General features: G+C 37.0%; 20 protein-coding genes. 2 read left to right on the top strand and 18 right to left on the bottom strand.

All coding sequences use genetic code 11. From position 1 onward, the window contains the following. Nucleotides 1–598: 598 nt before the first annotated feature. The 5 genes from acpP to FD31_RS03125 all read right to left on the bottom strand — a co-directional run bounded on the left by acpP (nt 599) and on the right by FD31_RS03125 (nt 6,133). On the bottom strand, nt 599–841 hold the full coding sequence (gene acpP / locus FD31_RS03145) for an acyl carrier protein (RefSeq protein WP_057891309.1): 243 nt from the start codon (nt 839–841) through the stop codon (nt 599–601). Between the two features lie 10 nt (nt 842–851). Continuing rightward, the gene (gene plsX, locus FD31_RS03140; RefSeq protein ID WP_057891308.1) at nt 852–1,853 is read right to left on the bottom strand and encodes a phosphate acyltransferase PlsX; all 1,002 of its coding nucleotides are present in this window, start codon (nt 1,851–1,853) and stop codon (nt 852–854) included. Between the two features lie 12 nt (nt 1,854–1,865). After that, a complete protein-coding gene (recG, locus tag FD31_RS03135; protein ID WP_057891307.1) occupies nt 1,866–3,899 on the bottom strand; it encodes an ATP-dependent DNA helicase RecG in 2,034 nt (677 codons plus the stop codon). 166 nt (nt 3,900–4,065) lie between these two features. Continuing rightward, nucleotides 4,066–5,739, bottom strand: coding sequence for a DAK2 domain-containing protein (locus FD31_RS03130; protein ID WP_147007292.1), 1,674 nt, complete (start codon nt 5,737–5,739; stop codon nt 4,066–4,068). Between the two features lie 25 nt (nt 5,740–5,764). After that, complete coding sequence (locus FD31_RS03125; RefSeq protein WP_057891306.1) at nt 5,765–6,133, bottom strand: Asp23/Gls24 family envelope stress response protein; 369 nt, start codon at nt 6,131–6,133, stop codon at nt 5,765–5,767. Nucleotides 6,134–6,330: 197 nt separating this feature from the next. Here FD31_RS03125 and rpmB point away from each other — a divergent pair, with 197 nt between their 5' ends. Both rpmB and FD31_RS03115 read left to right on the top strand, forming a co-directional pair. After that, the gene (gene rpmB / locus FD31_RS03120; protein WP_041499634.1) at nt 6,331–6,516 is read left to right on the top strand and encodes a 50S ribosomal protein L28; all 186 of its coding nucleotides are present in this window, start codon (nt 6,331–6,333) and stop codon (nt 6,514–6,516) included. A gap of 100 nt (nt 6,517–6,616) precedes the next feature. Continuing rightward, nucleotides 6,617–7,438 (top strand): hypothetical protein, encoded by an 822-nt coding sequence (locus FD31_RS03115; RefSeq protein WP_057891305.1) that lies wholly within the window; start codon nt 6,617–6,619, stop codon nt 7,436–7,438. Nucleotides 7,439–7,595: 157 nt separating this feature from the next. On the opposite strand, the gene FD31_RS03110 is transcribed toward FD31_RS03115, so the two are convergent. The 13 genes from FD31_RS03110 to fmt all read right to left on the bottom strand — a co-directional run bounded on the left by FD31_RS03110 (nt 7,596) and on the right by fmt (nt 20,551). Then, entirely contained in the window at nt 7,596–8,726 is a 1,131-nt protein-coding gene (locus FD31_RS03110; protein ID WP_057891304.1) for a hypothetical protein, read from the bottom strand. A 130-nt stretch (nt 8,727–8,856) separates the two neighbouring features. Then, complete coding sequence (locus FD31_RS03105) at nt 8,857–10,002, bottom strand: trans-sulfuration enzyme family protein (RefSeq protein ID WP_057891303.1); 1,146 nt, start codon at nt 10,000–10,002, stop codon at nt 8,857–8,859. Between the two features lie 237 nt (nt 10,003–10,239). Further along, nucleotides 10,240–11,016, bottom strand: a complete 777-nt coding sequence (locus FD31_RS03100; RefSeq protein WP_057891302.1) for an SDR family oxidoreductase — start codon at nt 11,014–11,016, stop codon at nt 10,240–10,242. Between the two features lie 18 nt (nt 11,017–11,034). Further along, nucleotides 11,035–11,508, bottom strand: a complete 474-nt coding sequence (locus FD31_RS03095) for an S-ribosylhomocysteine lyase (protein WP_057891301.1) — start codon at nt 11,506–11,508, stop codon at nt 11,035–11,037. A gap of 27 nt (nt 11,509–11,535) precedes the next feature. After that, a complete protein-coding gene (locus FD31_RS03090; RefSeq protein WP_057891300.1) occupies nt 11,536–12,387 on the bottom strand; it encodes a MetQ/NlpA family ABC transporter substrate-binding protein in 852 nt (283 codons plus the stop codon). Nucleotides 12,388–13,044: 657 nt separating this feature from the next. Continuing rightward, nucleotides 13,045–13,170 carry a hypothetical protein gene (locus FD31_RS14455; RefSeq protein ID WP_268872411.1) on the bottom strand — a complete coding sequence of 42 codons (126 nt, stop codon included), beginning with the start codon at nt 13,168–13,170 and terminating at the stop codon, nt 13,045–13,047. A gap of 141 nt (nt 13,171–13,311) precedes the next feature. Further along, nucleotides 13,312–13,971, bottom strand: coding sequence for a thiamine diphosphokinase (locus tag FD31_RS03085; protein ID WP_057891299.1), 660 nt, complete (start codon nt 13,969–13,971; stop codon nt 13,312–13,314). Continuing rightward, a complete protein-coding gene (gene rpe, locus FD31_RS03080; protein ID WP_057891298.1) occupies nt 13,968–14,642 on the bottom strand; it encodes a ribulose-phosphate 3-epimerase in 675 nt (224 codons plus the stop codon). Before rpe ends, FD31_RS03085 begins: the two co-directional genes overlap by 4 nt. A gap of 12 nt (nt 14,643–14,654) precedes the next feature. Beyond that, on the bottom strand, nt 14,655–15,545 hold the full coding sequence (gene rsgA / locus FD31_RS03075; RefSeq protein WP_057891297.1) for a ribosome small subunit-dependent GTPase A: 891 nt from the start codon (nt 15,543–15,545) through the stop codon (nt 14,655–14,657). Nucleotides 15,546–15,548: 3 nt separating this feature from the next. After that, on the bottom strand, nt 15,549–17,516 hold the full coding sequence (pknB, locus tag FD31_RS03070) for a Stk1 family PASTA domain-containing Ser/Thr kinase (RefSeq protein ID WP_057891296.1): 1,968 nt from the start codon (nt 17,514–17,516) through the stop codon (nt 15,549–15,551). Beyond that, on the bottom strand, nt 17,517–18,263 hold the full coding sequence (locus tag FD31_RS03065; protein WP_057891295.1) for a Stp1/IreP family PP2C-type Ser/Thr phosphatase: 747 nt from the start codon (nt 18,261–18,263) through the stop codon (nt 17,517–17,519). Between the two features lie 19 nt (nt 18,264–18,282). Next, complete coding sequence (rsmB, locus tag FD31_RS03060) at nt 18,283–19,611, bottom strand: 16S rRNA (cytosine(967)-C(5))-methyltransferase RsmB (protein WP_057891294.1); 1,329 nt, start codon at nt 19,609–19,611, stop codon at nt 18,283–18,285. Continuing rightward, nucleotides 19,601–20,551, bottom strand: a complete 951-nt coding sequence (gene fmt / locus FD31_RS03055; RefSeq protein ID WP_057891293.1) for a methionyl-tRNA formyltransferase — start codon at nt 20,549–20,551, stop codon at nt 19,601–19,603. The genes rsmB and fmt overlap by 11 nt, the downstream gene beginning before the upstream one ends. Between the last annotated feature and the right edge of the window lie 9 nt (nt 20,552–20,560).

Below are 20,560 nucleotides of genomic sequence, written 5' to 3'. Positions count from 1 at the left end.
GTCCCCTTTCCAATAATCTTAATTATACTAAACTTTTATCCTAAATAACTAATGAGTTATGCCGTTTCCAGAGATGAGAGCATTTACCTGCTATGCGGACCGGCCCGAGCCAAGGTCTCGGACCTCGGTTTGAAGCCTTGCAAGCAAGTCTCCAAACACGCCCGGTGCTGTAAGAACGGCAAAACCAGCCGTCCTAACACCACTTTCATAGCTGGTAAATGTTCGCATCTCCTCCAACTAGTTTATTATTTATAATTTTAAAAAATATTTTACCAACTTGTGTTTATTCCCTTAATTAAATCAATTAATTTAATAAACAAACATGTTAATCAACAATTTAGATTATATTTTTTAAATCTGAATATTCATAAAAATATAACAAATACATTAGCCTCCGGGTGAGAGAAATATAGGCAGCAGTGCAGGTGGCGTTAGAGCTTTAGCTCTTACACCACGGGACGAGTTTTGAGATTCGTGGTTTATGCGAAGCTCAAAATCGAGGTGCGAGACCTTGGCTCGCACCGGTCCCCACAGCAGCCTATATTTCTCTCGCCCGGAGGCGGCACACCCCTAAATAAAAAAATAAGACCTAATGGCCTTATTTTTGATGTAATGAAATGTAGTCTACTGCTTCACCGACTGTTGTGATCTTTTCAGCGTCGTCATCAGGAATCTCTGATCCGAATTCGTCTTCTAGTTCAAGTACAAATTCAACAAGGTCGATTGAATCTGCGTCAAGATCCTTTGCAAATGATGTTTCCTTAGTGATTGTGGCTGCGTCAACTTCAAACTTGTCAGCAATCAATTTAACGATTTTGTCAAAAACTTCTTGTTCTGTCATGGAGTTCTCCTTATTTTTCACTCATTTTTTCAAAATACTTATTAGCTTTGTTAATTGTATCATTAGATAACATATCATAAATCTGTTTCACAGTATAATAGACTGTCTTACTGTCGGCCGCACCGTGAGCCTTAACGACTGGCGATTTCAATCCAAGTAAAACAGCACCACCAGCTTGCGATGTATCGAACATTTTCCGCATGCCTTTAAGTGATGGAGCAACGATAGCTGCACCCATTTTAGTAAAAATACCGTTATTTAGCAAGGCATCTTTTAATTGGCTCAAAAGAATTGTAGCTGTACCCTCAGTTGCCTTCAAAGCGGCGTTTCCAGTAAAGCCATCAGTAACGATAACATCTGCAGCTCCTGCTAAAATACTACCCGATTCAATATTACCGATAAAGTTAATGCCTTCAGTATCTTTCAAGAGTTGATAGGCTTCTTTATGCATCGTATCGCCCTTGTCGTATTCAGTACCATTGTTCAATAAAGCAACACGAGGATTGTCGATTTTTTTAACGTCACGAGCATAAATTGAACCCATAACGGCCCATTGTTGTAAGTATGAAGCCTTTGCTTCAGCGTTAGCACCAACGTCCAACATGTTAACACCCTTTGATGAATTAGCGGCTGGAAGTGTTGGCATCAAAGCTGGACGGGCTACTTGCTTGATTCGACCAACGATGAAAATACCAGCAGCTAATAAAGCTCCTGTATTACCAAGTGAGAATAAAGCATCATTTTCACCATCTTTAACTGACTTAGCAGCCAAGACCATTGAAGCATCTTTTTTTGCACGAATTGCCTTTACTGGTTCATCTGTCCCTAAAATTTCTTCATCAGTGTGAACGATAGTAATGCGTTCATCATTTTTCAAATACTTTTTAATGGCTGATTCTTTACCATAGAGCACGAATTCTAAATCTTTCCACTCATCACGAGCTTGTTCGATTCCTTCAACGATTACTTGAGGGGCATTGTCGCCACCCATAGCATCAACAGCTATTTTCATTTTATTTCCTCACTAATCAAAATTATTTAATTGTTCATATTCATCATTAATAAATGACTTCAAAGCTTTTGTTTCGGGACTATTAATCAATTTTTCATCTTCATAAAGTCGGCTAGCTTCTTCTTGAGCTACTTCCAAAATATTAATGTCATTGACTGGATTGCCAACTTTAAACTCGGGCAAACCTGACTGACGATTACCTAACAAGTCACCAGCACCACGCATTTTCAAATCTTCTTCAGCCAAAATGAAACCGTCATTAGTCGAAGTTAAGATTTTCATTCGTTCGGTAGCTGATTCATTTTTTGGATCTGCAATCAAAATACAATACGATTGTTTTTCACCACGACCGACACGCCCACGTAACTGGTGCAATTGAGAAAGCCCGAAACGATTAGCATCATATATTACCATAACTGACGCATTTGGTACATCAACACCAACTTCAATCACGGTCGTTGATACTAAAACGTCAATTTTTTTGTCAGAAAAGTCTTTCATAACAGATTCTTTTTGATCATTTGGCATTTGCCCATGTAATAAGCCAATATGATATTTCTTACCAAATAATTCAGTAAATTTATCATAAATCAATTCCGCATTTTTCAAATCCATCGTTTCCGATTCAGAAATCAATGGTGTAACGACATACACTTGTGCACCACCGTTCAATTCTTTGGTGACAAAGTGATACATCTGTTCAATTTTTTGACTCCTGATCCAGTAAGTCTCGACTTTTTTCCGACCAGCAGGCAATTGATCAATTCGGGATACATCCATATCGCCGTACGTTGTAATTGCCAAAGTCCGAGGAATTGGCGTGGCTGTCATCGCTAAGACATCTGGGTTTTGACCTTTTTCACGCAAGGCCTTACGTTGATTAACGCCAAAACGGTGTTGCTCATCAATTACGATAAAGCCTAATTCTTTAAAATCAACACTATCTTGAATCAAGGCATGCGTTCCGACAACAATATTAGTTTTACCATTCTCAATATCACCAGCAATAAAGTCATGTTCTTTTTTTGTTAAAGAACCTGTTAATAAGGCAGTTCTAATATGTAGTGGTGCCAACAATTTACTAATCTTATCGAAATGTTGTTGTGCCAAAATTTCAGTTGGTGCCATAATGGCTGCCTGATATCCAGCCGTCACAGCTGCTAACATCGCAATCACTGAGACAATCGTCTTACCAGAACCAACATCACCTTGTAACAAGCGATTCATATGATGAGTTGACTCCATATCACTAAGAATCTCTTTCACAACTCTATCTTGAGCTTCAGTTAACTTAAACGGTAAACCAGCAATAAATTTATCAATAAAATTGTGGTCGTACTTTTCTACAATTCCGACATTCTTTTGTTCGTCACTGCGTTTGATACTTTGTAAACCACATTGAAATAAGAAAAACTCTCGGAATTTTGCACTTCTACGGGCCTCATCGCCTTGTTCTTGTGTTTTAGGAAAATGAATTCCAGAAACAATCTGAACATCGTCGAGGAGTTTATACTTGGTCCGAATATAAGCTGGAACAATCGTATCAATTTGATCATGATACTTCTCATAAGCCACTTTAATTAAATTGATCAGCGTTTTTTGATGGATGTTTTTATTGACGGAATAAACTGAATCAACTGAATTATCATGGACATCAATGACTTTCATCCCCATTAATGAACGGCGATTTTCATTCCATTTTCCGTAAACCGCAACATCAGTTCCGGTTTCAAACTTATCTTTCAACCAAGGTTGATTGAAAAACGTTACCATAATCGATTCATTATCGACTAAAATTCTAACGTTTAAACGAGTCTTTTTATAGCCAAAGCGAGCCACGACTGGTTCACTCGCTACAACACCTTTTAAAAGAATCTTTTCTTGATCAGCCGCATCATCTAGTGATTTGGCCTGCATATCCTCATAGCGAAAAGGAAAATAAAATAATAAATCATAAATATTGTTGATGCCAAGTGATTGTAAAGCTTCTAGTTTCTTAGGCCCCACACCTGGCAATTCAGCTAATGATGCTTTCCTCAGATCCATAAACTTCCCTCCCTCTTCTCTAGAAAATATTTCAAAATGAAAAAAGGCTATGACAAAACGAATCGTTTCATCACTGCCTCCTTTATTAGTTGTTTTTTCTTACAAATTATTATATCACCGAGACTTAAAGATTATTTTAAGACTCTCAATTTTAGATAAATAATAACTATTCAACTGAAATCAAGTAAGGATAAACTGGTTGGTCACCTTGGTGAATTTCTGTTTCCAAGTCAGCATACTTATCATCAAGATAGTCGGCAACTTTTTGTGCATCGTCGTCATTACCTTCTTGACCAATTAAAATTGTGATAACTTCACTATCTTCATCAATCATTGCATCAAGCATTTTTTCAGTTCCAGCGATAATATCTTCGTCGTCAACCAAAATCTTGCCATCAACGATTCCCATGTAGTGACCCTTAGTAATCTTCAAACCGTCAATTTCAGTATCCCGAATTGCTTGGGTGATTTGACCACTCTTAACAGTATCTAAGGAATCTTCCATGTTTTCTTCGTTTTCATCCAATTCAGCTTCAGGGTTAAATGAAAGCATAGCTGTCATCCCTTGTGAAATTGTCTTAGAACCAACGATAGCAACTGGAATATCTACTAAATCAACAGCTTGTTTAGCAGCCATAATGATATTTCCATTGTTTGGCAAGACTAAAGCTCGTTTAGCATTTGACTTGTTAATTGCATCAACAATGTCATTTGTTGATGGGTTCATTGTTTGACCACCACTAATAACATGTGTCACACCAAGACTCTTGAACAATTCTGTTAAACCAGCACCTGATGACACAGCGATTACTGCATAATCAATTGGTTCTTGTGAAACAGGTTCAGCGACTGGTTCGTCTTCATCAACGATTGTTTCATGTTGTAAACGCATGTTATCAATCTTGATTTTAACTAAAGCACCATACTTCTTACCCGCTGCCCAAACTTTATAAGGATAGTTAGTATGTACGTGGACTTTAACAAATTCATCATCAGAAACACAGATTAATGAATCACCGATGCCATCTAAATAATCACGTAATTTTTCATTATCGAATTTTTCATCAGTTGTGGGATTCTTACCTAATTCAACCATCATTTCAGTACAATAACCGTTTTTGATCTCATCAGTACTGAATTGTCCTTGAACTGACTGATGATGACTGGCGTTAACCATTTCTGTCATATCTCTTTCATCAGGGATATATTCTTCATCACCACTTTGACCAGTCAAACCTTCTAAGAAACCTTCGTAAATAAAGACAAGTCCTTGACCACCAGAATCAACTACGCCAACTTCTTTCAAAACTGGCAAAAGTGATGGTGTCTTTTCAAGTCCGACTTTTGAACCGGCAACGACAGCCTTCATAACTTCAGCAATATCGTTAGTACTTTCAACTTGCTTCATACCGGCTTCTGCACCGTATCTGGCAACAGTTAGGATTGTTCCCTCAACTGGTTTCATAACGGCCTTATAGGCTGTTTTAACGCCATCGTCGAAGGCTTTAGCAAGGTCCATCGCTGTTAAACTATCTTTATTTTCAATACTTTTTGAAAAACCACGGAAAATTTGTGATGTAATAACCCCAGAATTTCCACGGGCACCCATCAAAAGACCCTTAGCAAGCGCCTTGCCAAGTGTCCCAACGTGATCACTTTCTGATTCATTAACTGCTTTAAATCCGCTTTGAATTGTTAAACTCATATTAGTTCCGGTATCGCCATCAGGAACCGGAAAGACATTAAGTGAGTTTACAAACTTAGCATTTTTTTCAAGTCTGTGCGATGCGACACGCACCATATCTGAAAATTCTTTTTTTGTAATTAGTTCTTTGCTCAAAAGTTTCCCCTCCAACCAGCTCTACCTATTCAATATCGTCCAGTACTTTAATTCCTTGAACATATACATTAACAGTGCCAGCTGGCGTTCCAAGCATTGTTTCTAGGTTGTATTTTACTTTTTCTTTTAAATTTTTTGCAACTTCAGAAATTTTAATTCCATAACCGACGATTATGTAGACGTCAACGGCCAGTTTACCATCTTCTTGATGAATAACTATCCCGCGAGAAAAGTCTTCTCGGTTTAACATCGTATTCATACCGTCACGGAATTGGTTCTTGCTTGCCATACCTACGATTCCGTAAATATCAGACGCAGCACCACCAACGATTGTGGCAACAGTATTGGTTGAAACATCAATTTCACCATGTTTTGTTTTAATTGTAACTGCCATCTCTGGATCCTCCTATTCATGGACCAAATCTATCATAAACAATAAAATTCTATCATAGCAACATTTCGAATTAAAGATTTAAACAATATTAAACCATATTAATCCATAAATACTCTATTGATTTCAATTTGTAGATATGGTAAATTAGTCAGGTGATATTTTAAAGAAAAAACATGTAGCCAAAGGAGGTCGGTCCCATGGCAAAAGATATTATTACAGGCCGTAAAACAGTATTCGGTAACAAGCGTTCACACGCCCTTAACCAATCAAAACGTTCTTGGAAGCCAAACTTGCAAAAAGTTCGTATCATGATTGACGGTAAGCCTAGACGTGTTTGGGTTTCAGCTCGAGCATTGAAATCAGGAAAAGTTACTCGTGTATAATTATCACTTAGAGATTTAAAAAGGACTAGCAATTAATATTGTTGGTCCTTTTTATTTTACACTGTTATAGTGAGGTTTGATAACTTTAAGGGGGGATTCCATGAAAATAATTGTTGGTGATCAAAATAATAATGATGAACAACTGACACAAGCTATCATCGGTGCCAAAGATGGCGACATAATTGAATTACTACCTGGAATCTATTTTTCAAGTACTAACCCTTTTATTTGTAATATTGCCCGAAATATTACCCTAGTCGGTAAAACAACTAATAAAAATGACGTTCGCTTGTATTGCAGTTTTACCATTAGCAATCAAAATATCGTTATTTTTAAAAATTTAGCTATTAGCTATACTGCCAATGAAGACAACACCCTTTCAGCCTATGATGGTGCCAGAATTTATGGCGATAATATTTCGATCAATCGGCAAACATCAGATGATTGGGATACAATCTATGGCAAAGACGCATACTTCTCATTTAAGGACTCGCAAATCTTAACAGGTAAAAAGGTCAAGGCCATTGGTTTGTCGTTGGAGAATAGCCAATTATTCGCTGATAACACCTCTATTCAGTTGTTGTTGCAAAAACATTCACGCGGATACTTAAAAGATTCCGTAATTTATCATAAATTTGAATTGAGACAAACGTCTAAGTTGGATTTTCGTAATTTAACAATTGATGCAACTGACTCACCTACTAAAAATGATTTAGCAGTTAAAGGTTACTCAGAAATGAATGGTCAGGATTTGATTTTTGTTAGAGAAGATCCAGCCATTCGGATTGTTAAAAGTAAGTTTAATGTTGAAAATTTTCAACCGATGACGAATGAAATTCATTTTAAATTTGATGATGTTTCTAAGATTGTGGCTGATGGGAAAGTACCTTTTAATGAGGGGCCTTCTGATGCTAAAAAATAACAATTAACTTATAAGCGTAAAAAAGTTTGGTTACAAGAAAGCAGGTAGTTCTCACTTGATTTATTCAAGTAGGAACTATCTGCTTTTTCAATTGTCTTTTGAATTATTAATTAATAATAGTTATTCGATAACCAAACTTAAGAAAGAATCATATTTTTTAATCACTTAACTCTTTTTCTTTAAGCTCTTTCAAACTATCACTGAGTTCTTGTGGCTTTGTATTAAACCAATCCTCAAAATTCATACGTTTTGAATAATGAGTGACCTCACATTTACGATTGCTTAATAAATCAAGCACATCAAAATCAGTTGGCAAATTAGTAGTCCTATAAATATTGTGTAATTTATCTTTTAAATATTGACTTTTAACCATTTTATCTATAATGGTAGAGGCACTACCACCAAAAACAACCAATTGTTTTGGCCGAATAGCTAAGCATTCTGAAATAAAAATATCCAATGATTTATCTAAATTCTCTCTATTATCCTCTGATAATGTTTTCAATTCCTCATCATCTAACTTTTTAACTTCTTTTAACTGATATCGCTTTTCTGAATAACCCCTTTTCCCTTTTTTATAATCATCAGTCATTCTATCAAGCATGTCATTAACTAACGTTTTTTCATCTTGACACTGGAACAATGCCAGTTTACCAACTCTTTTGGCATCTAAAACAGGTGTAGATTCAGGATGGTTAAAGAATGATATGTCTTCATTACCTGTGATAAACAAGTTACGCATCACATGGCCGGAATTACTGTCTATAACTGACTTAATAATGTCTGTTATATAACATCCCCTAAATCTATCATCAGGATTAATTCCCTTATCAGCATTTATTTGAATATATAATTTATACGTATTAGCAGACAAGGATGTATCATGAAAATTTTTCCAATTACTATAATTCTTTTTACCTGAGCGAAATGCCGCATTTAATCCCACAAACATATAGTCATTATTGAAATCTTTGTCGTCAAAAAAATCATTGGGAAGTGAAAATGATTCTTTTAATTTGTTGCCTTTACTAGGAAAAAGTTCTCTTTTTATATCATTAGATTTTAATTGGTTTTCTGCATTATCCGATTCAGTTTTATTCTTTTTTTTATCCGGGTCATATTCCTTAACATTAAAATGATTTCTAATCGTTTTATTTGAGGGAAACTTTTCTTCAGTATCCAAAAAAGAAGCAAAACTATCCACTCTTATTTTTTTACCATTCTCATCCTTAAATCCAGTATCAATATTAAGTAACTCATCTCTAACTTCAGCTTTACTACGTTTCATATATTAATCCCCTTAATAATATATTTGTTAGTGCTTACAACCACGATTTAATTATATTACTATTTCCTAAATAAATTACTTTATCATGCAAATAAAAACCGCTGAATTCATAAAAAATTCAGCGGTTTATTTAGTCTAATTTATCCAAACTTTGTCCTAAATCAGCAATCAAATCTTTAGCATCTTCAATCCCAACTGACAAACGAACCAATTGATGTGAAATCCCTGCTTTCAATTGTTCTTCAGGCGAAAGTTCGGCGTGTGTCATCTTATATGGCAGCTCAATCAAACTTTCAACCGCACCTAAACTAACGGCTAATTGAATCAATTTCGTACCTTCGACAAACTTCGTTGAATCTAATCCGTCTGCCAATTCAAATGACACGATTCCACCAAAGCCATCAGTTTCTTGCTCAGCAATTTCATGGTCCTTACTACCTGCAATTCCCGGATAATAAATCTTGGTAATTTCTTTCCGACTTCGCAAAAATTCAACAATCTTTTGGGCATTAGCTAAATGACGATCCATTCTGACAGCTAATGTTTGAATGCCTCGACGAACCAAATTTGAATCCTCAGGTGAAAGTGTTGAACCAATTGCATTTTGATTGAAATAAATTCGATCAGCCAACTTCTTATCTTTAGTAACAACCATCCCGGCAATCACATCCGAGTGACCACTGAGATACTTTGTTGCTGAATGAATTACGATATCAGCTCCTAAATCTAATGGTCTTTGAAGATATGGTGACAAGAAAGTATTGTCCACAATCGTCAAAATATGATGCTTTTGAGCCACTTTAGCTGTAGCTTTCACACTTGTGACATGCAAAAGTGGATTAGTAAAGCTTTCAAAATAAATAGCCTTAGTATTTGGTTTGATAGCTGCTTCAATCTCGGCTGGATTTTGAGTGTCAACTGCGGTGAACTCTAATTGCCAACGTTTGAGAAATTCATTGATCAACCTAAAAGTTCCACCATAAATTTCTTTACCAATAATGATGTGATCTCCTGGTTTAAAAATTGCTAGAACGGCATGGATTGCGGCTGAACCAGATGAAAAAGCGAAACCGCGGTAGCCATTTTCGAGACCTGCTACTTGCTCTTCCAAATAATTTCTTGTGGGATTTCCCGAACGAGCATAGTCATACTTAACTTTAGCTTCAACCGATGGATAGATGTAGGTCGAAGAATTATAAACCGGCACATTAACCGCTCCAGTATTATTGTCATTTTGTGGTTTCCCATGAACCAATTTAGTATTAAATTCCGTCATTATTTCAAACTCCTACTATGATTAATTATTTCTATAATACTTCTTATTAAAATATTTTTGAATTTTTCATGTCACAAGAGATTGCGACAAAACTATTTTTCACTTAATTATGCAGCATAAACGTGAAACAAAACATAGCTTTTTCCGCTTAAAACAAATGGCCCAAGCAATCCAGAACCGGATTACTTGGGCCATTTGCCTTAATGCTCGAAAGCTGAGCATGTTTTGTCCCACTCTCTAATTCATCGTCATACCACCAGTAACATTGATACCTTGACCTGTCATATAATCCGACAACGGACTGGCTAAGAACAATACCACGTTAGCAACATCTTGCGGTGTTCCTGTACGACCTAATGGAACTTGACTATTGTCCTCTGCTTCAATTTCATCTGGTGTCAAACCTCTAATTTTGGCACCATCTTTTCGTTCTCGATGTTTCATTGAAGTTTCAATAATACCAGGGCAAACTGCGTTGACGTTGATTTGATTCTTAGCAACTTCAATCGCTAAAGTTTTGGTCAAACCAAGCACCGCGTGTTTTGATGCCACATAAGCTGACATTGCACGATAACCATTTTTACCAGCCTGTGAGGCAATCAAAACTACTTTTCCGGGACGATTAGCGGCAACCATCAATTGAACGATATATTTCGTAATTAAATATGTTCCGCGAGTATTAACAGCTAACGTTTTATCAAAATCTGTTGTGCGACTTTCTATTAAATAATTCATTGTTGAAATGCCAGCCACATTAACTAAAACGTTGGGTATTAAATCATGAATTTTTAATTGTTCAGCTAAATTCTGAACACTTGGTTCATCACTGACGTCCAATTTAATTTGGTATTCTTGGTCATTAACTTGTTCTAGTGAAGTATTTGAATACGATAAATCAGCGGCTATCACAATTGCTTGTTCATTTTGAAACGTTGTGACTACTTGACGACCAATTCCTTGAAAACCGCCAGTAACTAGAACAACTTGGTTTTCCAAAGCTTTAAATAGACTCATAAATTGACCTTCTTTACTTTAGATGACGTGACGTTCATATGGATCGTTGGAAATTCCTTCTTCAAGAATCTTCTTTGACCATTCTTTGGCTGAGAACAATGAGTGATCACGGTAGTTACCACAACTATATTTGTCAGTACCTTGAACATCTTTCCATTCAACTTTGTTAGCAATATCATCTAAGGCACCCTTCAAAGCTGTTGCAACCTCAGTCGTTGAGTGTTCACCCCAAACAATCAAGTGGAAACCTGTTCGACATCCGAATGGTGAACAATCAATCACACCATCAAGACGGTCTCTTAAAAGTCCGGCCAACAAATGTTCAATCGTATGTAAACCAGCAGTAGGAATAGCATTTTCATTTGGTTGAACCAAACGTAAATCATAATTTGAAATTGTGTCACCCTTTGCACCGTTTTCTTCAGTAATCAAACGAACGTATGGTGCCTTAACCTTTGTGTGATCCAATGTAAAACTTTCAACTTTAGCCATAATTAAATATCTCCCTAAAATTTATTATTATTTATCAAAATATGTAAGTGGTTTTTGAACTTCAATCTTGGTTCCGTAATACTTTTTCTTGATATAAGCTTGAATCTTCTTATCGTGATACAACTTCACCAATTTTTTGTAGTTAGCATTATTTTTATTCTTGGCGGCCGTTGCGAGGATATTTACGTTGTCTTTGGTACTTTGACCGATTTTTTCGTGGTAAATAGAATCAGTCAAAACGTGTAAACCACTTTCCAAAGCAACTGTATTGGAAATGAGTACGACTGGTACATCATTCAAAACACGTGGACCGGTAGTATCGTCAATTTCTTTGAATTTCAAATTCTTCGGATTTGAAGCAATATCTTTTGTATTACTCAAAGCATTGAATCCTTTCTTCAAAGTAATCAATCCGGCAGCTTGTAAAAGAATCAAACCACGTGATGTGTTGGCTGGATTATTGGCGATGGCAATGGTTGTTCCCTCGGGAATGTCATTGACACTCTTATATTTCTTTGAATAGATTCCTAAAGGTTCCAAGTAAGTTGTTCCTAAGGCTGCAAGTTTCCCTTTGGGATTTTGCTTATTATAGGCTTCGTAGTATGACCAAGACTGAAAGGCATTAACATCGACTTCGCCTTGACTTGTGGCAGTGTTCAATTGCGCTCCATCGGTAATTTCCTTAGTTTTGATTGTTAAGCCTAATTTCTTAGCTTGAGAACTCTTGGCAATATGTTCCCAGATATTTAAATCCGATCCTTGTGAACCAATCGTGATAGTGTTATTGGTTGCTGATTTAGCACTCTTGCCACATCCAACTAACAAGATGAGTGACAAAGCTAAAATCGTGGTAATTAAAATACTTTTCCCTTTTCTCATTTCCATTCCTCCTCGTTTTTTCTAATACTTTTCTAATTTTCCTAAGTTGGTTTGAATCTCAAATTTTGCATTTATTGTTGGCCTCCTCATTTTGGTTAAAAGATATTTTTTTTACTTGATTTGATGTTGATGACAAGAGCAAGGAAAGTAGTGCAACCGTAAGAAAGCGGATTATTATACGAGCAACAGTTAGTTGCTCCCATAAGTTACTCTAAGCGTCTGATTGCTAGTCGCAATGGGTTTGAACTTTGTTCAAATTCATTTAGTTGCTCCTAGCGGTTCAGCTTGAAAGGCAAGGAAGATAAAACAATCGTAGGAAAGAGGAATATACGAGCGACAGTTAGTCGCTCCCATAAATTGCTCTAAGCGTCTGATTGCTAGTCGCCACGAGTTTGAACTTCGTTCAATCTCATTAGTTGCTCTTAGCGGTTCAGCCGCTAAGAGCAACTAAAAAGTCGCCCCTACAAATACAGAATTTCTCTGCAATGTAGGGACGATTACCGTGGTACCACCCTATTTTGTATTTTGCTTACACAAAATACCTCAACGACACTGACATGTCCGGGATGATATCGCATCCTTGCGTACCTTTGGCTTGCACCTAGGTAAGACTCCAAGCTCATCTTCAATTGAACGTTCGCTCCACCTTTTCACTATCTAGTGGTCACTCTTCAAGCTACTAATCAACCTACTCTTCTCTTCAACGTCTAATAAGATTAAATAAGTTTTAATCGTTTGATTGGTGATTAATTTACTCTTGTCATTATTCATTGTCAACGACATTTTTTAAAATAGGCCCTTTTCAAGGTCAAATTGTCTTCTTTTTACCAACTAGACCAATCCCAAGTATTTCCACTTAAAGGTACAAAAAAGGCATCCTCAGAAAGGATACCAAATTATTGATATTTTAATTTTAAAATATTTTTATTTTTTATCACGACTCTGAATCACAGCCACGATTCCACTTTGAAAACTAAAATCTATCGTCTCGCCAACAAACTCATTGCTAGCCCAACTAATTGGATGATTAGCACTAAAATCCTTCAATTTATATTTAGCATCAATCAAATTCAAATGTGTGACTGGTCCTAAATTGACAAAGGCAATATATTTCATGCCATTCTCATGAAAAATTGAATACCGTCCTGGTCGAAAGAACCGGACCGTATTAGTTGCTGATTTATAATATAACTTATCGTAAAAATCAGTAAAACGAGGATCAAATGGCAAAAATAGATTCACTAAGAAGTGATCGATTCTGCCACCTGTTGCTCCGTAAACATAATATTCTTGCGCATTAAATTTTTCACGAGCCGCCAATAAACATAATTCCGAATCAGTATCATCCTTTTCAGGAGGAAATCTTTCAAAAACAGGTACATTATCTTCGAGTAACTTTTGTTCTTTTTTACTAATTGAATCAAAATCACCAATAGCAATTTCTGGAATAATTCCATTAGCCATCAAATGTAAACTGCCTCGATCAGCCCCAACCCAAGGGCCAGGGATTCCCTTAATACTTTTACTCAATTCGTCTGGATATTCGCTCTGTGGTCCACCTAAAAGAATATTTACTCGTTTCATTGCTTAGCTTCCAATGCCACTGAACGTAGACCGTCAATACGGTCTTTGAGTCCATCTTGTCCATTAAAGAGATATGAACCAGCAACAAAAATGTCTGCTCCGGCTTTAGCACATTGTGCAATTGTTTCGCTATTAATTCCACCGTCAACTTCAATATCGAAGTTATCGTCGGCAGCTGTTTGACGTAATTGATCTAGTCTTTGAATCTTCTTAGTCATACCAGGAATAAATGTTTGGCCACCAAAGCCTGGATTAACTGTCATAACTAAAATTCGGTCAATAATTGGGAACAATTCCTTAACTGTCTCTAATGGTGTACCCGGGTTAATGACAACCCCAGCCTTAGCACCATAACTCTTAACTAATTCAATTGAACGATAAATGTGTTGAGTGCTCTCTGCATGGATCAAAACAGTATTTGCCCCTGCATCAATAACTGGTTTAACATAAGCATCTGGATTTTCCATCATCATATGAATATCAAGCGGTTTATCTGTTACCCGACGCATCCCTTCAACCACAGCAGGACTAAAGGACATATTAGGTACAAAGTTACCGTCCATCATATCGATGTGGAAAACATCAGCGCCAGCTTGATCAGCCGCTCTAACATCACGTTCTAGGTTCATAATATCTGCAGATAAAATTGATGGTGCAATCTTTACTGTCATAAAATCAGCTCCTCAATATCTTTTTTTATACGAATTAATTTCGTTTAAGAAGTATAAATAATTGTCATAACGGCTTTGCATTATCTCGCCCTCAGCCAAAGCCTCTTTGACTTTACAATTTGGTTCATTAACGTGACGGCAGCCACGGAACTGACACTCAGGACTATATTCACGAAATTCTGGGAACAAAGTTGGCAATTCTTCGGCCGTCACTTCCATCAAGTCAATCGATGAAAAGCCTGGTGTATCAGCTACTAACCCGTCAGCAATATCAAACAATGACACTTGTCTAGTTGTATGCTTACCACGATTCAAAGTTTGAGAAATAGCTGCTGTAGCAAGTCCTAATTCAGTATCAATGTGGTTCAAAAGTGTTGATTTACCTGCACCAGACTGACCCGTAAAGACCGTTACCTTATTAGCAAAAGTAGCCTCTAATTTTTCAACTTGTGTATCGTTATAACTGTCTTGATCATCAAAAACTTGATAGCCAGCGTTATGATAGCCTGCCAAAATATTCTTTAATTCCAAATACTTCTCGTCGCTCAATAAGTCGGCTTTTGTTAAATAAATCAATGGTTCAATATCATTATGCTCAATATTGATCAAAATTTTATCTAACAAATTACTCGAAAAATTAGGCTCAGCTGATGAAGTCACGACAATTGCTTGATCGATATTGGCAATTGGTGGGCGCACTAAACTGTTCTCACGAGGCAAGATTTCCAAAATATAACCCAAGTCACCCGTCGCGTCGAAACTAACTTTGTCGCCGACTAATGGCTTAATTTTACGTTTTCGGAAATTTCCACGAGCCCTTGTTCTAATCAATTCAGCGCTTTCATCATCCAAAACATCATAAAATCCACTAATTGATTTTATAATTCTTCCTGTTCGTTCCATAAATCACCCATTAACTGAACCGCCAAGCACAGTCTTATTGTTTCGTTCGACTATATAGGATCCAGTTTGTCCATCCTTAAGATTAAAGCTCAATGTCACTGGTGTATCTGCAGTAATCGTCATCGTCTTATATACATTGTTGATGCTGTGATTAGCATCCGAAATATAAATTGAAACATTGTTACTACCGCTTGAATCATAAGGAATCGTAATATCCTTATTTACGGTACTTGTTCCTGACGAGCTACTATTACTGTTACTACTTGAATCATTGTCATCTTTATCGCTGCTACTGCTCTTGTCCGGATCAGCACCCTTTGAAATGACAACAGATAATGTTCCGCCTTGACTAATTGTACTATTAGCAGTCGGTGTTTGACTAATCAAAAGGCCTTCTTCAATTTCATCAGAATATTGATAGGAAGTACTCAAAGTTAATTTAGTCTCACTAGCGTAATCTTGAATACTCTTCAAATTATAGCCAGTCAAATCTCTTACTTTGACAACTTTTGGTTTGACAGTCTTAACTTTAGCAACGGTCAATGTTAACGACTTGTTCTTCGTCACAACTTTCTTGCCACTCGGAATACTTTGTTTAACAATCGTCCCAGCTTCGTATTGATTCGTTGATTGATAATCAACTTTGACCTTAAAGCCACGTTTCTTCAAATTATCAGAGACATCTTCATATTGCTTACCAACTAATTTTGGCATCTTGTAATAAGTTGCACCCAAACTGACAACCAAGTTAACTCGGGCACCATTTTTCAACTTCAATCCCTTGGCAGGAATCGACTTGATTACATGTCCAGCGTCAACATCATCGTCATTTTCTTTAGAAACATCCCCAACTGACAAATTCGAACTCTTCAGCATCACGTTTGCTTGCTTAACAGTCAAATTAAATAAATCAGGCACAGTTGTTTCTTGATTACTTTTAATTACCATTGCGACAATAAACAGTATCAAAACTAAAGGCACAATTGAGGCCAACAAAATAAGTTTCCGCTTCCGGCTCATCTTTTGTGGTTTCTTCTCTGGTGCCTTGGATTTTTCAACAGCTTCGTCGAGTGGTTCCATCACACGTGTTTCTTCTAAATTATTAATTGGGGTCGGTATGAATTTAGGTTCATCGGCTCGTTCTGGCATTAGACAAGTATTCAGATCATCACACATCTCTTTGACAGATTGGTACCGTTGATCTGGGTCCTTGGCTGTAGCCTTCAAAACGGCGTTTTCAAGTGGTTGCGGAATGTTAGGGTCAATCTTACGCAAATCAGGCATTTCTTCTTTAGAATGCTTCAAAGCAACCGTTACTGCAGTATCGCCAGTGAAAGGAACATGTTTCGTCAATAATTCAAATAAAATAATTCCTAAGGCATAAATATCTGACAAAACGGTTGCTGAACGCCCCTTGATTTGTTCAGGTGACATGTAATGCACTGATCCCAAAAGTGAATTAGTTCTCGTAATCGAACGTTCACTCAAAGCTAGTGCAATCCCAAAATCTGATACTTTAACTTGTATCGGATCCTTTTTCTCATCAACTAAAATGTTTTCCGGTTTCAAATCACGATGAATAATGCCATGTTCATGGGCATCAGAAACTGCCATACAAATTTGTTTCATAATATCGACAACTTCATGATAAGAAATTGGGAAGTGAGTCCGGATATACTTCTTTAAATTCGGACCATCAACATATTCGATAACGATGTATTGGACACCATTATCATTTCCAACATCTAAAACGTTGACGATATTTGGATTCGAGAGACCACTAGTTGCCTTGGCTTCACGCCCAAATCTCCTTTTAACAGATTCATCATCTTGAAGATCATACCGCAAAGCTTTTACAGCCACTTTCCGGTTTAAAAGTGTGTCATTGGCCAAATAAACATTGGCCATTCCGCCTTCACCAAGTGTACCTAGGATCTCATAACGACCGCCTACTAGGTAACCTTTCTCCATCTAGTGATTACCTCCGTTATCTTTAGTAGAAAAGAGTAAGGCGGTAATATTGTCTCTTCCACCGGCAGCATTTGCCTTGTCGATCAAAACGTGACACTTAGCTTCTAGACTGAGTTTTTGTGCCAAAACATCTTTAATTTCATTTTCAGGCACCATGTTAGTTAAACCGTCAGTACATAAAAGAATGATTGAGTTATCAACTAAATCAAAATCTTTTACACGTGGTTGAACTGTTTGTGAAACACCAAGCGTTTGCGTAATGATATTTTTTTGCGGATGATTTTCCGCCTCTTCAGGACTGATTTGTCCTGTTTCCAATAGTTCATGAACCAACGAGTGATCGACACTCAATTGTTTCAATTCATTGTCAGTGTATATGTAGCATCGAGAATCACCAACGTTAACGACCATCATCTTATCACCGATAAAGAAGACGCCGACCATCGTTGTTCCCATTCCATTCAAATCATCGAATTGGTTAGAAACAGAGACGATTCGATCATTTTCTTTGCTTAATTCACGAATGATCCACTCGCGAAGTTCAGCAAGATTGTCAACTTCTGATTCTTCGAAATTGTGTCCTAGATGTGAAACGGCCATATCCGAAGCAACATCGCCACCACGGTGTCCGCCCATACCATCAGCCACAATTCCAAAAACAATATCTTTCTTATTCTTGAAAACATTCACATAGTCTTGATTGTTTTCTCTGAGTTTTCCAACATCAGTTAATAACGCATATTCCATCAGTTTAGACCTTACCTCTTTAATTTTTTCTAACGAAAGTAGCTATAAAGAAACCATCCGTAAAGTAATCACTTGGTAGAACCTTTAGCATGCCATCTTTAACAGATTTATCCATTGCTGATTCATGCTTGACTGGAACTAATTCAAAATTCTTATGTGCTGCTAAAAACTTCTCGACAACTTGTTCATTTTCTTCGTCATCAAACGTACAAGTACTGAAGACCATCTTACCGTTGACTTCAAGTAGATCCACCATACTATCAAGAATTTGTAATTGAACACGTTGCAAGTTCATCAAATCCTCTGGTTGACGGAAATATCTAAGCTCAGGCTTTCTTCTAAGCAAACCAAGACCAGAACAAGGAGCATCCACTAAAATACGGTCAAAGGTTGTATTAAGAACCTTTTTGGCCTTACGAGCATCAACTGCACCAGTACTAATGATGTCACTGTAACCCATCCGTTCACTATTTTCGCGAATCAACTTTGTCTTGTGTTTGTGAATATCTAAGGCAGTTACTTCACCAGCACCAGCTTTAATATAACTAGCGATGTGAGTTGTCTTACCACCAGGAGCAGCACACGCATCTAGCACACGACTATTTGGTTGTAAATCAAGTGCAGGAGCAACCAACATTGAACTTTCATCTTGGATTGTATAAAGTCCGGCTCTAAATTCATCAGTATTAACCAAGTTACCACTCTCACAGACTAACCCAACTGACGAAATTTTGCTTGGTTTTACGTCAAATCCTTTATCTTGTAAAGTTTTTTGTAAATCTGCCACAGTTGTCTTGTTAGTATTTACCCGAATTGACACATTTGATGGTTGGTTGACAGTTTGTAAAATTTCTTTAGTCTTCTTAGCACCTTGTTGTTCTTCAAATAAATCAACTAACCAACGAGGCACACTGTATAAACGACTCATATCGTAAACAGAATCCTTACCAGGCATCGTTCTAGCACCGTGTCTTTGGAAGTTTCTCAAAACAGCGTTAACTAAATTACCGGCACCTTGATTGGCACGTTGTTTAGCAATTTCAGTTGATTCATTCAAAACAGCATGTGCGGGGATTTTATCTAAGTAGCACATTTGATAAATAGCTGTTTGAAGTAAGAGATCCAACCAAAAATCCAGTTTCTTATCTTTCAAATATGGTTCCAATTGATATTCCAAAACATACTTGTGTTGGATTACTCCATAAACAATATTTGTCATCAAGCGACTGTCAGCGTCAGACATGTCTGATTTATTCAATAAGTTGCTGATTTCAATATTTGAGTATGCCTTGTTTTGGAAAACTCTTGTGAGTGCTTCGACTGCTAATGCGCGGGGATTATTTTTCATCAATAATTTGTTGTCCTTTTTCTAGATTCTTGCCCATACCATTCATGTAATTGGCAATATCCATCATTTTTTTACCTGCTGGTTGAATCTTCTTAATTGAAACTCCTTGACCATCGCCAGCAACGATAACCAATTTCTTTTTACCTAAATCATAAATTGTCCCAACAGCTTGGTCAGAATTAATTTCCACGACATCTGTCTTGTACAATTTAGTTCTTTGACCATCAATCATTGTCCAAGCACCAGGATCAGGGCTCAAAGCTCTAATTTGGTTGAAAACTTCTTCAGCTGGTTTAGTGAAATCAATGTGTTCTTGTTCCTTAGAAATATTAGGTGAGAAAACAACTTGATCCTTGTCTTGAGGAATCGGTTGAATATCTCCACTCAAAATCTTAGGAATAGTATCCAATAACAATTCACGACCAACAACAGCCATCTTTTCAAATAAGCTACCATTGTCATCATCGCGGGTGATTGGTAATTTTTCTTGGCTGATAATATCACCAGCATCCATTCCCTTAACCATGTACATGATTGTGATACCAGTTTCTTTGTCGCCATTTAGTAGTGACCATTGAATTGGGGCACCGCCACGGTACTTAGGTAACAGTGAACCATGAACATTAATTGCCGCAACTTTAGCTGATTCCAAAAAACTAGTTGGTAGAAATTGACCATAAGCTGCTGTCACAATCAAATCAGCGTTCAATTGCTTGAGTTCTTCAACTTCAGGACTACCAGGCAATTTAGCTGGTTGGTAAAGTTTGATATTTTCATCCTCAGCTACAAGCTTAACTGGACTCTTTTGCAGTTTTTGTTTCCGTCCGACTGGCTTATCTGGTTGTGTGACAGCTGCAATAATATCGTAGCCCTCTTTGAGTAACCCCTTTAAAACTGTGGCTGAAAATTCTGGTGTTCCAAGAAAAATTATTTTTGTCATTCAATCACC

The organism is Companilactobacillus nantensis DSM 16982 (assembly GCF_001435815.1).
Classification (GTDB): Bacteria; Bacillota; Bacilli; order Lactobacillales; family Lactobacillaceae; genus Companilactobacillus; species Companilactobacillus nantensis.
Note: the sequence above shows the minus strand (reverse complement) of the source record. Positions and strands in the feature narration are given on the sequence as shown.

Coding starts and splice junctions, on each gene's coding strand:
- FD31_RS03065 (WP_057891295.1), bottom strand. CDS start 18,263: ATGGAATATGCGTTATTAACTGATGTTGGAAAACTCAGAGAAAACAAT.
- rsgA (WP_057891297.1), bottom strand. CDS start 15,545: ATGGAACGAACAGGAAGAATTATAAAATCAATTAGTGGATTTTATGAT.
- FD31_RS03090 (WP_057891300.1), bottom strand. CDS start 12,387: ATGAGAAAAGGGAAAAGTATTTTAATTACCACGATTTTAGCTTTGTCA.
- pknB (WP_057891296.1), bottom strand. CDS start 17,516: ATGGAGAAAGGTTACCTAGTAGGCGGTCGTTATGAGATCCTAGGTACA.
- FD31_RS03095 (WP_057891301.1), bottom strand. CDS start 11,508: ATGGCTAAAGTTGAAAGTTTTACATTGGATCACACAAAGGTTAAGGCA.
- plsX (WP_057891308.1), bottom strand. CDS start 1,853: ATGAAAATAGCTGTTGATGCTATGGGTGGCGACAATGCCCCTCAAGTA.
- FD31_RS14455 (WP_268872411.1), bottom strand. CDS start 13,170: ATGTCGTTGACAATGAATAATGACAAGAGTAAATTAATCACCAATCAA.
- FD31_RS03100 (WP_057891302.1), bottom strand. CDS start 11,016: ATGAGTCTATTTAAAGCTTTGGAAAACCAAGTTGTTCTAGTTACTGGC.
- rsmB (WP_057891294.1), bottom strand. CDS start 19,611: ATGAAAAATAATCCCCGCGCATTAGCAGTCGAAGCACTCACAAGAGTT.
- fmt (WP_057891293.1), bottom strand. CDS start 20,551: ATGACAAAAATAATTTTTCTTGGAACACCAGAATTTTCAGCCACAGTT.
- rpmB (WP_041499634.1), top strand. CDS start 6,331: ATGGCAAAAGATATTATTACAGGCCGTAAAACAGTATTCGGTAACAAG.
- recG (WP_057891307.1), bottom strand. CDS start 3,899: ATGGATCTGAGGAAAGCATCATTAGCTGAATTGCCAGGTGTGGGGCCT.
- FD31_RS03105 (WP_057891303.1), bottom strand. CDS start 10,002: ATGACGGAATTTAATACTAAATTGGTTCATGGGAAACCACAAAATGAC.
- FD31_RS03125 (WP_057891306.1), bottom strand. CDS start 6,133: ATGGCAGTTACAATTAAAACAAAACATGGTGAAATTGATGTTTCAACC.
- rpe (WP_057891298.1), bottom strand. CDS start 14,642: ATGACAGTAAAGATTGCACCATCAATTTTATCTGCAGATATTATGAAC.
- FD31_RS03110 (WP_057891304.1), bottom strand. CDS start 8,726: ATGAAACGTAGTAAAGCTGAAGTTAGAGATGAGTTACTTAATATTGAT.
- FD31_RS03085 (WP_057891299.1), bottom strand. CDS start 13,971: ATGAAACGAGTAAATATTCTTTTAGGTGGACCACAGAGCGAATATCCA.
- acpP (WP_057891309.1), bottom strand. CDS start 841: ATGACAGAACAAGAAGTTTTTGACAAAATCGTTAAATTGATTGCTGAC.
- FD31_RS03115 (WP_057891305.1), top strand. CDS start 6,617: ATGAAAATAATTGTTGGTGATCAAAATAATAATGATGAACAACTGACA.